General features: G+C 36.3%; 13 protein-coding genes. 9 read left to right on the top strand and 4 right to left on the bottom strand.

Translation table 11 applies throughout. The features are described from left to right. Positions 1–3: 3 nt before the first annotated feature. The 8 genes from atpE (at position 4) to RHO14_00775 (ending at position 7,177) form a co-directional block, all read left to right on the top strand. Complete coding sequence (atpE, locus tag RHO14_00740) at positions 4–234, top strand: F0F1 ATP synthase subunit C (GenBank protein ID WVD71345.1); 231 nt, start codon at positions 4–6, stop codon at positions 232–234. Between the two features lie 36 nt (positions 235–270). Beyond that, entirely contained in the window at positions 271–741 is a 471-nt protein-coding gene (atpF, locus tag RHO14_00745; protein WVD71346.1) for a F0F1 ATP synthase subunit B, read from the top strand. Between the two features lie 14 nt (positions 742–755). Continuing rightward, positions 756–1,289, top strand: coding sequence for a F0F1 ATP synthase subunit delta (atpH, locus tag RHO14_00750; GenBank protein ID WVD71347.1), 534 nt, complete (start codon positions 756–758; stop codon positions 1,287–1,289). A gap of 8 nt (positions 1,290–1,297) precedes the next feature. After that, entirely contained in the window at positions 1,298–2,842 is a 1,545-nt protein-coding gene (gene atpA / locus RHO14_00755; GenBank protein ID WVD72483.1) for a F0F1 ATP synthase subunit alpha, read from the top strand. Between the two features lie 29 nt (positions 2,843–2,871). Continuing rightward, positions 2,872–3,741, top strand: coding sequence for a F0F1 ATP synthase subunit gamma (gene atpG / locus RHO14_00760; protein ID WVD71348.1), 870 nt, complete (start codon positions 2,872–2,874; stop codon positions 3,739–3,741). 72 nt (positions 3,742–3,813) lie between these two features. Continuing rightward, positions 3,814–5,196, top strand: a complete 1,383-nt coding sequence (gene atpD / locus RHO14_00765) for a F0F1 ATP synthase subunit beta (protein WVD71349.1) — start codon at positions 3,814–3,816, stop codon at positions 5,194–5,196. Between the two features lie 26 nt (positions 5,197–5,222). Next, on the top strand, positions 5,223–5,645 hold the full coding sequence (locus tag RHO14_00770; GenBank protein ID WVD71350.1) for a F0F1 ATP synthase subunit epsilon: 423 nt from the start codon (positions 5,223–5,225) through the stop codon (positions 5,643–5,645). 179 nt (positions 5,646–5,824) lie between these two features. Continuing rightward, entirely contained in the window at positions 5,825–7,177 is a 1,353-nt protein-coding gene (locus RHO14_00775; GenBank protein WVD71351.1) for a uracil-xanthine permease family protein, read from the top strand. A 158-nt stretch (positions 7,178–7,335) separates the two neighbouring features. Here the strand turns inward: RHO14_00775 and nadK are convergent, their stop codons facing one another. Then, positions 7,336–8,217, bottom strand: coding sequence for an NAD(+) kinase (gene nadK, locus RHO14_00780; protein ID WVD71352.1), 882 nt, complete (start codon positions 8,215–8,217; stop codon positions 7,336–7,338). A gap of 141 nt (positions 8,218–8,358) precedes the next feature. Between nadK and grpE the strand changes: the two genes are divergently transcribed. Then, positions 8,359–8,961 (top strand): nucleotide exchange factor GrpE, encoded by a 603-nt coding sequence (gene grpE / locus RHO14_00785; GenBank protein WVD71353.1) that lies wholly within the window; start codon positions 8,359–8,361, stop codon positions 8,959–8,961. Positions 8,962–9,009: 48 nt separating this feature from the next. Here the strand turns inward: grpE and pmrB are convergent, their stop codons facing one another. From pmrB to eptA, 3 genes are read right to left on the bottom strand one after another with little or no spacing between them, the layout of a single operon-like run. After that, positions 9,010–10,095: a two-component system sensor histidine kinase PmrB gene (pmrB, locus tag RHO14_00790; GenBank protein WVD71354.1), complete on the bottom strand. Its 1,086-nt coding sequence runs from the start codon at positions 10,093–10,095 to the stop codon at positions 9,010–9,012. A gap of 22 nt (positions 10,096–10,117) precedes the next feature. Further along, the gene (locus tag RHO14_00795) at positions 10,118–10,774 is read right to left on the bottom strand and encodes a response regulator (GenBank protein ID WVD71355.1); all 657 of its coding nucleotides are present in this window, start codon (positions 10,772–10,774) and stop codon (positions 10,118–10,120) included. Between the two features lie 13 nt (positions 10,775–10,787). Then, positions 10,788–12,446: a phosphoethanolamine transferase EptA gene (gene eptA / locus RHO14_00800; protein ID WVD71356.1), complete on the bottom strand. Its 1,659-nt coding sequence runs from the start codon at positions 12,444–12,446 to the stop codon at positions 10,788–10,790. Positions 12,447–12,606 lie beyond the last annotated feature (160 nt).

The raw sequence follows: 12,606 nt of genomic DNA on the forward strand, positions 1-12,606 counted from the left end.
AAAATGATGGAGATGTTATTTATTGCTGCAGGTATTATGATGGGCTTAGCTGCAATTGGTGGGGCAATTGGTATTGGGATCCTTGGTGGTAAATTTTTAGAAGGTGCGGCTCGTCAGCCAGAGCTTATGCCAATGTTACGTACCCAATTCTTTATTGTAATGGGCTTAGTTGATGCGATCCCAATGATTTGTGTCGGTATTGCGCTATATGTTATTTTCGCAGTTGCTGGTTAATAATTTGTTTAATCGAACACTGAGAGGAATTGTCTCATGAATATGAATGCAACACTCCTCGGCCAAGCAATTACATTTGTATTATTTGTTTGGTTCTGTATGAAGTTTGTATGGCCACCGGTTATTCGTGCGATTGAAAAACGCCAAAAAGAGATTGCCGATGGTTTAAATTCAGCAGAAGCCGCAAAAAAAGATTTGGAATTAGCCAAAGCAAATACATCTGAAATAATGCAACAGGCTAAGGTTGAAGCAAATGCAATTGTTGAGCAAGCAAATAAACGCAAAGCAACTATTTTAGAAGAAGCAAAGCAAGAGGCGATCAGAGAAAAAGATCGTATTGTTGCGCAAGGTCTTGCTGAAGTAGACGCTGAACGTAAACGTGCTCAAGCTGAATTGAAACAACAAGTTGCTATGCTTGCAATTGCAGGTGCAGAAAAAATTATTGAACGTTCTGTTAATGAGGCCGCTAATAGCGACATTATTGACAAACTCGTAGCTGAATTATAAGAGGAGATTGAGCAATGGCAGACCTAGTTACAATTGCTCGCCCTTATGCTAAAGCTGCTTTCGATTTTGCTGTAGAACGTAATTGTATTGAAGAATGGCAAAAAATGTTGGTGGTAGCATCACACGTCAGTCAGGCAGAACAGATAAAAAGTGTTCTGACTTCTGATATGAAGCCTGATTCAATTGCAAATGTATTTATCAGTATCTGTAAAGATGAACTTGATGAATACCGTACTAATTTTATTAAAGTAATGGCTGAAAATAAGCGATTAGCCCTACTGCCAGAAGTATTAACTCTCTTTATTAAATATGTTTTAGAGAGCCAAGCAGTTGCTGATGTTGATGTTATTTCTGCATCGCCGTTAACCGAAGCACAACTTAATAAAATTAAAGCAGCAATCGAACAACGTTTATCTCGAAAAGTAAAATTAGAATGTCATATTGATAAGTCGATAATTTCTGGTTTTATTATTCGTACGGGTGACATGGTTATTGATAGTAGTATTAGAGGGCGCCTTAATCGTTTAAGTGACGCGCTACAGTCTTAAGGGGACTGATAATGCATCTAAATTCAACGGAAATAAGTGAACTAATTAAAGAGCGAATTGCTCAGTTCAACATAGTGAGCGAGGCTCACAATGAAGGAACCATTATCTCAGTTAGTGATGGTATTCTTCGTATTCATGGATTAACTGATGTTATGCAAGGTGAGATGATAGCTCTACCTGGTAACCGCTTTGCAATGGCACTTAACTTAGAGCGAGACTCTGTTGGTGCGGTTGTAATGGGTCCATATGAAGATCTTGCTGAAGGCATGAAAGTTCAATGTACTGGTCGTATTTTACAAGTTCCGGTCGGTGATGGCTTACTTGGCCGTGTAATTAATACGCTTGGTGCACCAATTGATGGTAAAGGCACTATTGAAAATGACGGCTTTTCGCCAGTTGAGATGGTTGCTCCTGGTGTTATTGAACGTCAGTCAGTTGATCAGGCTTTACAAACAGGTTATAAAGCTGTCGACTCAATGATCCCAATTGGTCGTGGTCAGCGCGAATTAATTATCGGTGACCGTCAAACAGGTAAAACAGCTCTTGCGGTTGATGCTATCATTAATCAGCGCGATTCTGGTGTTAAATGTATTTATGTTGCAATCGGTCAAAAACAATCGACTATTGCTAATGTGGTACGTAAACTTGAAGAACACGGAGCGTTAAAAAATACGATTGTTGTTGTTGCATCAGCATCTGAATCTGCGGCATTACAATACCTTGCACCATATGCTGGTTGTGCGATGGGTGAGTATTTCCGTGATCGTGGACAAGATGCATTGGTTGTTTATGATGATCTTTCAAAACAAGCCGTAGCTTATCGTCAAATCTCGTTGCTATTACGTCGTCCACCTGGGCGTGAGGCGTATCCTGGTGATGTGTTCTATTTACATTCACGTTTACTTGAACGTGCTGCACGTGTAAATGCTGCTTATGTTGAAGAATTTACTAAAGGTGAAGTAAAAGGTAAAACGGGTTCTTTAACTGCGTTACCTATTATTGAAACTCAAGCGGGCGATGTATCTGCATTCGTACCAACCAACGTAATTTCTATTACTGATGGGCAGATTTTCTTAGAAACCAACTTATTTAACTCAGGTATTAGACCTGCTGTTAACCCTGGTATTTCGGTATCTCGTGTTGGTGGTGCTGCGCAAACTAAAGTGATGAAAAAATTATCTGGTGGTATCCGTACTGCGCTTGCGCAATATCGTGAGCTAGCGGCCTTCTCGCAATTTGCATCTGATCTTGACGAAGCAACAAGAAACCAGTTAAGTCATGGTGAAAAAGTAACTGAGCTTTTAAAACAGAAACAATATGCTCCAATGACTGTTGCTGAGCAAGCTGTGGTTTTATTTGCTGCTGAACGTGGCTATTTAGAAGATATTGAGCTTGCGAAAGTACTCCCTTTCGAAGCTGCACTACTTTCTTTCGCACATAGTCAGCACAATGAGTTTATGACAGAACTTGCGAAAACAGGTAATTACAATGATGATGTTGAAAATAAGCTAAAAGAGATGCTTGAAAGCTTTAAATCAACACAGACTTGGTAACTACCAGTAAGTGACGAGGGTATAAATAAATGGCTAATGCAAAAGAGATAAGAACGAAAATCGCAAGTATTCAAAGTACGCAAAAGATTACTAAAGCGATGGAAATGGTTGCTAATTCTAAAATGCGTAAAACGCAAGATAGAATGGCAGCAAGTCGTCCTTATGCAGAGTTAATTCGTAACGTAATTGGACATTTAGCGTTAGCTAACACGGGTGTGAAGCATCCTTATTTAGAAGATAGGGATGTAAAACGAGTTGGCTATTTGATCATTTCAACAGATCGCGGCTTATGTGGTGGCTTAAATATTAATTTATTTAAATCAGTCCTTACAGATATGAGCAGTTGGCAAAACAAGGGTGTTGAATCTGATGTCGCCTTGATTGGTTCAAGGGGCGTATCATTTTTTACCTCAATTAAAGCAAATATTCTAACTCAAGTAACAGGAATGGGCGATGAGCCAACTTTATCAAATCTGATAGGTCCTGTTAAAACGATGCTAGAAGCTTATGATAACGGTAAAATTGATCGTCTTTATATTGTGACAAATAAGTTTATTAATACGATGTCGCAAAAGCCAACGATTGAACAATTGCTACCATTACCACCAGCAGATGACGCTGAGCTGAAAATAAAAACGTGGGATTATATTTATGAGCCCGATGCAAAATCATTATTAAATGTAATGTTACGCCGTTATATTGAGTCTCAAGTTTATCAAGCTGTTGTTGAGAATTTAGCAAGTGAGCAAGCTGCAAGAATGGTCGCGATGAAAGCAGCAACTGATAACGGTGCAAATCTAATTAATGATTTACAAATTGTTTATAATAAAGCGCGACAAAGTGCAATCACCAATGAGTTGATTGATATTGTATCGGGTGCGGCAGCTGTTTCAGGTTAACGTTAAGTCATGTTAAAACATTATTTAATGTTTTAACAGATTATATAGAGATAAAGACATAGAGGATTAAAGATGGCTACTGGAAAGATTGTCCAGATTATCGGCGCTGTTGTTGATGTCGAATTCCCGGAAGATGCGGTACCAAATATTTATGACGCACTAAATGTGGAAACTGGCGCTGAAAAACTGGTTCTAGAAGTTCAACAGCAATTAGGTGGCGGTGTCGTTTGTTGTATTGCAATGGGATCTACTGACGGATTAAAGCGTGGATTAAACGTTGTAAATGCAGGGCATGGTATTGAAGTACCCGTTGGTACTGAGACATTAGGCCGTATCATGAATGTGCTTGGTGATCCTGTTGATAAAGCGGGTCCAATCAACGAAAAAGAACGTTGGGCTATTCACCGCGGTGCGCCTAGTTATGATGAGCTTGCTAACTCAACTGAGCTTTTAGAGACTGGTATTAAAGTTATTGACTTGATTTGCCCATTTGCTAAAGGCGGTAAGGTTGGTCTATTTGGTGGTGCCGGTGTTGGTAAAACCGTTAATATGATGGAATTAATTCGTAATATTGCGATTGAGCACTCTGGTTACTCAGTATTTACGGGGGTGGGTGAACGTACTCGTGAAGGTAATGACTTTTATCATGAAATGAAAGAATCAAATGTTCTTGATAAGGTGTCACTGGTTTATGGCCAGATGAATGAGCCACCAGGAAACCGTTTACGAGTTGCTCTAACGGGTTTAACTATTGCAGAAAAATTCCGTGATGAAGGTAAAGACGTATTATTATTTATCGATAATATTTACCGTTATACCTTAGCAGGTACAGAAGTATCTGCATTATTAGGTCGTATGCCATCAGCGGTAGGTTATCAACCGACACTAGCTGAAGAGATGGGGCAACTGCAAGAACGTATTACGTCAACGAAAACGGGTTCAATTACTTCAATTCAAGCTGTATATGTCCCTGCTGATGACTTAACTGACCCATCGCCAGCAACAACGTTTGCGCATTTAGATGCAACAATCGTATTAAGTCGTCAAATTGCATCTTTAGGGATTTATCCCGCTGTTGATCCGTTGGACTCAACGAGTCGTCAATTAGATCCATTGGTTGTTGGCCAAGAACATTATGACTGTGCTCGTGGCGTCCAGTCAATTTTACAGCGTTATCAAGAGTTAAAAGATATTATTGCAATTCTTGGTATGGATGAATTATCAGAAGATGATAAGTTGATTGTTGCTCGTGCTCGTAAGATCCAACGTTTCTTATCACAACCGTTCTTTGTTGCTGAAGTCTTTACTGGTTCACCAGGTAAATATGTTTCATTGAAAGATACCATTAGTGCATTTACAGGGATAATGAATGGCGATTATGATCATTTACCTGAGCAGGCATTTTATATGGTTGGTTCAATTGATGAAGTGATTGAGAAAGCAAAATCTCTATAAGAGATGAATAGATCGGAGATAGTATTATGGCACTAACTTCCTATCAATTAGAAGTTGTTAGTGCTGAATCTCACCTATTTTCTGGTGATGTTCAGCGAATCAGAGTAACTGGTGGTGAAGGTGAACTTGGTATTTATCCAGGTCATACTCCGCTGCTAACGACGATTAAACCAGGAATGGTCGGTATTGTTAAAGCTGATGGGGATGAGGAGTTTATCTATCTATCGGGGGGCATTTTAGAAGTCCAGCCAACAGTGGTAACTATTTTAGCTGATACAGCTATTCGAGGTGAAGACCTTGATGAAGCGAAAGCGCAAGAAGCAGTAAGACAAGCACAAGAGCATATTAGTAATCCAAGTGCTGATATGACTTATGCACAGGCCTCTGCTGAACTTTCTAAAGCATTAGCAAAATTGCGTGTTATTAATTTAACCCGTGGTAATCGTTAATTCAATTGATTCTACTTATCTATGCATATTCATCATGTGTAGATAAGTTTTTATCATTCCTCTCCCATTAGATAGCCTTTTTCTGTCGATTAAGGTAACTAAATTGATAAAAAAGTAGCCAATTAGTAAGAAAATACTTATAATTTGTTGCCTGTCAAATCAGCGTTTCTTTTTACTTTATGCCAACGTCTACTAAAACTGAATTAATCTATCGATTAGACGATAGACCACCTTTATTACAAACTCTTTTTGCTGCTTTTCAGCATTTGCTCGCAATGTTTGTTGCGGTAATAACACCCGCACTCATTATTTGTCAGAGTTTAAAACTCCCCGCAGAAGATACTCAGCATATTATCAGTATGTCACTCTTTGCATCGGGCGTTGCCTCATTGATTCAAATTCGAGCTTGGGGACCTATTGGTTCAGGTCTTCTATCGATTCAAGGAACGAGTTTTAACTTTGTTGCTCCTGTTATCGCTGGAGGCTTAACCCTTAGAAATGGCGGTGCTAGTATTGAAGTTATGATGGCAACACTATTTGGCACGCTAATGTTAGGCTCTTTTACTGAGATGATTTTATCTCGTATTTTACATCTAGCGCAGCGAATTATTACGCCTTTAGTGTCTGGTATTGTGGTCATGATAATTGGATTATCACTTATCCAAGTGGGCTTAGTTTCTGTTGGCGGCGGCTTTGCTGCTATGGAGAGCAATACTTTTGGGGCACCAATTAATTTATTATTAGCTGGGGTTGTATTATTTGTCATTATTTTACTTAATATTCAAAAAAACGCGTACTTACGCCTTTCTTCTTTAGTGATTGCTATGGCGATTGGCTATGGGCTTGCATGGTGGCTTGATCTATTACCCATCATATCTGAAACGACCAGTAGTGCTATTATGATCCCAACTCCACTCTATTATGGATTAAGTATAGATTGGGGATTATTATTACCATTTGTATTGGTATTTTTAATTACCTCACTTGAAACGATTGGTGATATTACTGCGACATCAGATGTTTCTGAGCAACCAGTTTCTGGTCCTCTTTATATGAAGCGATTAAAAGGTGGTGTACTCGCCAATGGGTTTAACTCATTTGTTTCAGCGGTATTTAATACTTTTCCTAATTCTTGTTTTGGCCAAAATAATGGTGTAATTCAATTAACGGGCGTTGCGAGTCGTTATGTCGGATACTTTGTTGCTGGAATGTTAATTTTATTAGGATTGTTTCCATTCGTGAGTGGTTTTGTGCAGCATATACCGGAACCTGTTCTTGGTGGCGCCACATTAGTTATGTTTGGTACGATTGCTGCATCTGGTGTACGAATTGTTTCTCGAGTTGCGCTTAATCGTCGAGCAATGATGATTATTGCGCTATCATTAGGGATTGGTTTAGGCGTTTCACAGCAGCCACAGATTTTCAATTTTATGCCTGACTGGGTTAAATCATTATTTTCATCGGGGATCGCTGCCGGCGGATTAACTGCTATTGTGCTTAATTTCCTTTTTCCTGACGATAAGAAACAATAAGGCTATTATTGAGTACCTAGGTGTTTTAAATTAAATATTCATCAAATAATATTATTTTGATATTTGAATTAAAGTAAGGGGATTGGCAAATTCCCCTTTACTTAGATTGAGTAACTCTATGTATTTATCAATATTTAGAAATTCAATAATTTATATTATTAATAGAGTTTTTTTGACCAACCCAGTTTGGTAGATAATGATCTAAAATAGTTATAATTGGCCGCATGAATCAAATTAAACTCATAGGGTGCGCGTTTAATTAAAATTTCATCAGTTGGCTCTGCGTTAAGAATGATCTGACTATCACAAGCAATTTGTAAATTCTCGGTCGCATTAGGAAACTTAATTTTGATGATATTATCGCTTTTTATAACCAAAGGCCTTGCTGACAAGGAGTGCGGAAACATCGGCGTAATGATGAAACCATCTAAGTCAGGAGTAATAATCGGCCCACCCGCTGATAGTGAATAAGCAGTAGAGCCAGTTGGGGTTGATATAATCACGCCATCTGCGCGCTGTGAGAATGCCTTTTTATTATTAATATAGGCATCATATTCAATCATATGCGCAACTTGGCTCGGATGAACCACGATTTCATTAACCGCAAAACTTGAAACGGTACTTTCGCCTTTTTTATTATATAAAGTGACCTCAAGTAAAAAGCGAGTGTCATCAATATATTCACCGGCAAGAACCTCAGATAAGCTAGATATCGCTTTATCGGGTGAAATATCAGTTAAAAAACCAAGATTACCACGATTGATTCCGATAATTTTTATATTATAGTGAGATAAATAACGTGCTGCCCTTAACATATTGCCATCACCGCCAACCACAATAGCGAGTTCTGCATGCTGCCCTATTTCATCTAAAGAAGCATAGTGCTCAACGTCAAATGATAATAGTTGTTTTAAATTATCTTCAACTAACACATGATAGTTATTTTTCGTTAACCATTTATAAAGTAATTCATGTGTTGCAAGCGCTTCAGGCTGCCTTGGTACACCAATTAATCCGATACAATTAAATAGTGTGTTCATAAAATAGTCCTTGTTAAGTTTTTGATTTTAAAGAATAAAATCGATTAATTGTTTTCGTTTTCAGGTATAGTCTTGTAATCTGAAATTTTATCCCCATAATACCTTAAATAAAAAGTATTTTTGATAATTTTGGAGTGCCTTATGACAGAACAAACAAATAATATGTCAGAACAGAACGACGATATTAACACACAATCTGCGTCAGTAGATAATTCTACCGATTCTTGCGCGCAAGATAACGCAGGACATATCGCTTTAGAAGCGGCAATCAAAGAGAAGGATCTGCGCATTGCTGATCTAGAAAAAGACCTACAGCTTGCTAAGAAAAATGAAAGCGAAGCCATGGTACGAGCAAGGGCTGAAATTGATAATGTGCGTAAACGTGTTGAACAAGATGTTGATAAAGCTCGTAAGTTTGCTTTAGAAAAATTCTCGAGTGAGCTTCTTCCCGTTATTGATAATTTAGAAAGAGCCTTAGAATCAACAAATAAAGATAATCCAGAGTATAAAGCAACAGTTGAAGGACTTGAGTTAACGCTAAAATCATTTTTGGATACGGTGAAAAAATTTGGAATTGAGGTTGTTGCAACAGAAGATGGTCAACTAAATCCAGAGGTTCATCAAGCGATTACAATGGTTGACTCTCCAGAACATTCTTCGGGTCAAATTGTTAATACTATCCAGAAAGGTTATACTTTAAATGGCCGTTTGATGAGACCGGCAATGGTTATTGTTGCTAAATAGTTAGCTGAGTTAATTTATAATCTCACCTTTTTTGCGTGAGATTATATTTTAGCAATTAAAAATACATTGAATGATGGTTCCTAATTGTCCATCATTACGATTTTTTAAAATTAATTGACCTTGATGTAATTTAATAATTCGTTGTACGATACTTAGCCCTAAGCCAATCCCTTTATGACGTCTATCCATTCTAAAAAAAGCTTGAGTCAATTGGGCAATTTTATCCTCATCTATGCCAATGCCTTGATCTAGTACTTCAAGCATAATTTGCTTATTATATTGGCTGATACCTATTACTATTTCACTATTTTCAGGACTATAACGAGAGGCATTTTCGACAAGATTACGAATCAGTAAACAAATAAGTGTACTATCACCAAGAAAAAAAATAGGCTGGGCAGGAATATTCCATATTAACCGTTGATGTTTTAGATTAACCATATCATCTAGTTCACCAAAAATTATATTTACAACATTGTTCTGAAAATCAATTAATTTTTCTTCACCTGTAATAAATTTTTGGCTAACTCTCGCTAAAGTTAAAAGTTGTTCAACAGTATTGACTAATCGGTCTATTCGCTCAATTAATTCTTGGCATGAAATATTTTGACTACGCTCAAGAAGCTCTAAATGTAATCGTATTCCTGCGAGAGGTGTCCTGAGCTCATGTGCAACATCAGCAGTAAAAAGGCGTTCTTGTTGTAATGTTTCATCTAAACGATAGAATAAACCATCTAAGGTTGTTGTAATCGATTTTATCTCACGCATTTTGCTTAGTGAACCGATAGGTTTAAGATTTTCCGCAGCTCTAATAGAAAGATTATGTTGCAACGACTCTAGTGGTTTGGTAATTCGTTTAATTGTTATATAAGTAAGAACTAGCGTGCAGCTAATAATTATAAATGTTGACGATAACAAAGCTAAAATGGCTTCTATTTCTTCTTTGTGAACTTTTGCTTCAGTTACTTCCTTACTTAACGTTAAATCAACTAAAAAATCGATCTGCTCTTTGCTCTCATGCCATAGCCAAAAAACCGTCACAACTTGGCAAATTAGCATTAGCAAGCCTAAAGTAATAAAAAGATTCCAACGGATGCTATATCTTAGCAGATCAATCTTCGGTTTTAACTTCATATACTATTCTCAATAAGTGATGTTAACTAAGTGTAAATTGATAGCCAAATCCGCGAATCGTTTTTATGTACTGTTTACCAATTTTTTGACGTAGACTATGAATATGAACTTCAAGCACATTCGAACTAGGATCATTGCTCCAATTATAGAGGTCATTTTGTAAAATATCACGATGAACTTGTTGCCCTTTTGCCATTAGCCGAGCAAGAATAGCAAATTCTTTTGGTGTTAAGGCAATCGTCTCTTGATTTAATTTTACATGTTGCTGCTTAAGATCAAGCGTAAATGCGCCACAGCTGATAATATTATCGCTATGACCTTGGTTGCGCCGATTTAATACTCTGACTCTAGCTAATAATTCTTTTAGTGCAAATGGTTTTATCAAGTAGTCGTCAGCGCCTAAGTCTAATCCTTCCACTCGGTCTTCGATGGTATCTCTTGCAGTTAGTATCAAAATTGGTGTCGAATTTTTGTTTTTTCGCCATTTGGCAAGCAATTGCAAACCATCGCAATCAGGTAATCCTAAATCTAAAATAACTAAGTCAAATTCATAATTTTCCATAAGCTGATTTGCTTGTTTACCATTTTCAGCAATTTCACAGGCATAACCTTCAGTAGTTAGTGCACTATATAATCCTTTTTGCAATAGATTATCATCTTCTGTTATAAGTATTTTCATTAGATTATTCCAACTATTGGTTATGTGTTATTTGACAACTTTTTAAAAGATCTAATTGCGCGGTGTACTGCTCTGTTCGAACATCAAATAACCCAAGTAATGAATGAAATAAATTGTCTTGTGAAAATACATCATCTTTTGCCTTTTGATCTAAACACGCTTTATCAATTGCTTGCTGTTGTTGATATTGCGTTGAAAGCCAAAGTAAAAGAGGTACCTGAGTTTGTTCTTCTGGTGCAATGGCATAAGGCATAGCATGTAAGTAAATATTATTTTCTCCTAATGATTCACCGTGATCAGAGATATACATTAATGCGGTATTATAAAGTTTGTCATAATTTTTTAATAAGTTAATTGCTTTATCTACAACTGCATCGGTATACACAATCGTATTATCATAAGTATTAACTAAAGCTTCTTGTGAACAATAGTTTATTTCATTGGTATCGCAAGTTGGTGTAAATTTTTGGTATTCTTTAGGGTAGCGTTGATAGTAAGTTGGTCCATGGCTACCAATAGTATGTAAAATGATCAATGTATCATTTGTCACATTATCTAAATAGTCGGGTAAATCTTGCAATAAGACTTCGTCATAACATACACCATCTTTACATAGTTTTTCATCGTTTTGATATTTTTTTGTTGCATCAATAGTTGGTACTCTATCACAAACGCCTTTACAGCCACCATCATTATCAACCCATAAAATATTAATTCCCGATTTTTGTAAAATATCGAGCATATTAGACTGTTTATTTGCTTTCTTAGGATCATAATCTTCACGTGCCATATTTGAAAACATACAAGGCAAAGAATAAGCAGTAGATGTGCCACAAGAAGAGGTATTGGGAAAGTAAGTAATTGCTTGCTTAGCGAGTAAGCTATTAGTTTCTTTTTCATAATTTCCTAGCGAGAAGTTTTTGGCTCTAGCTGTTTCACCAACAACTAAAATTATTACGTTCTTTTTACCATTACTATTAATATGTAGCTGCTTTGCATCATCACCTAACTCAATAAATGGTAAATTTTTATATTTTAAATAATCATACTGCTGATAAAGCGCGGCAATATAATTAGATGGTGTTAAATATTTAATAATTCCTGAATTATTTCGCATAAAAGTTGCATAATCTTTATAGAAGAAAATACCAATAAGTAATATTACAATGACGGCGATAATTGACGTCAGCAAACGGCGAAATAAATAATATACCCAATGTTGTATTGGTTTTATTCTTATTAAAATAATTAATAAAACCGGCATTAAACCAAAAATAATAACTTGTGTAATTAATCTAGGCGTAATTAGCGAAAACGATTCCATTTGATTAGTATCTAATGCATTTTGCAACATATCGCGATCAATCATTATACGATAAGTCGACATAAAATAGTTTACAGCGACACTTATCATAATGAGTAAACTTGCAATAAGTTTGATTAATCTAGGAAAGATTAATATATTGAGTAAGATAGCTATAACACAAAAAACAACCACTGGCATGGAACAAAAAAATAAAAGACCTTCAATATTACTAATTGATAATTTAGACCATACTTGTTGATAATAAGTTGAATTTAAATAAGTTGCCTGATAAAAGGCTATAATCATAATAAATAATGATATTGATACTGTACGTTTTTTTAAAAAAACTTTAATTCTTTTCTGCATAATGTTGACGCTCTTAATATAATACTTGTTGTCTTGTTATTAACTACTTAGTTATTTTACGTTTATTGGTGATCGCTAGTATGATGATGTGGCTTTTTAATGCTAAAAATAACGAAATAGTCTTAATTTTTAGCCAAAATACACTAATAAAATAAGCACA

Source organism: Orbaceae bacterium lpD04 (genome assembly GCA_036251935.1).
Taxonomy (GTDB): Bacteria; Pseudomonadota; Gammaproteobacteria; order Enterobacterales; family Orbaceae; genus Orbus; species Orbus wheelerorum.

Coding starts and splice junctions, on each gene's coding strand:
- atpD (WVD71349.1), top strand. CDS start 3,814: ATGGCTACTGGAAAGATTGTCCAGATTATCGGCGCTGTTGTTGATGTC.
- pmrB (WVD71354.1), bottom strand. CDS start 10,095: ATGAAGTTAAAACCGAAGATTGATCTGCTAAGATATAGCATCCGTTGG.
- RHO14_00775 (WVD71351.1), top strand. CDS start 5,825: ATGCCAACGTCTACTAAAACTGAATTAATCTATCGATTAGACGATAGA.
- nadK (WVD71352.1), bottom strand. CDS start 8,217: ATGAACACACTATTTAATTGTATCGGATTAATTGGTGTACCAAGGCAG.
- atpF (WVD71346.1), top strand. CDS start 271: ATGAATATGAATGCAACACTCCTCGGCCAAGCAATTACATTTGTATTA.
- atpG (WVD71348.1), top strand. CDS start 2,872: ATGGCTAATGCAAAAGAGATAAGAACGAAAATCGCAAGTATTCAAAGT.
- RHO14_00795 (WVD71355.1), bottom strand. CDS start 10,774: ATGAAAATACTTATAACAGAAGATGATAATCTATTGCAAAAAGGATTA.
- eptA (WVD71356.1), bottom strand. CDS start 12,446: ATGCAGAAAAGAATTAAAGTTTTTTTAAAAAAACGTACAGTATCAATA.
- RHO14_00770 (WVD71350.1), top strand. CDS start 5,223: ATGGCACTAACTTCCTATCAATTAGAAGTTGTTAGTGCTGAATCTCAC.
- atpE (WVD71345.1), top strand. CDS start 4: ATGATGGAGATGTTATTTATTGCTGCAGGTATTATGATGGGCTTAGCT.
- grpE (WVD71353.1), top strand. CDS start 8,359: ATGACAGAACAAACAAATAATATGTCAGAACAGAACGACGATATTAAC.
- atpH (WVD71347.1), top strand. CDS start 756: ATGGCAGACCTAGTTACAATTGCTCGCCCTTATGCTAAAGCTGCTTTC.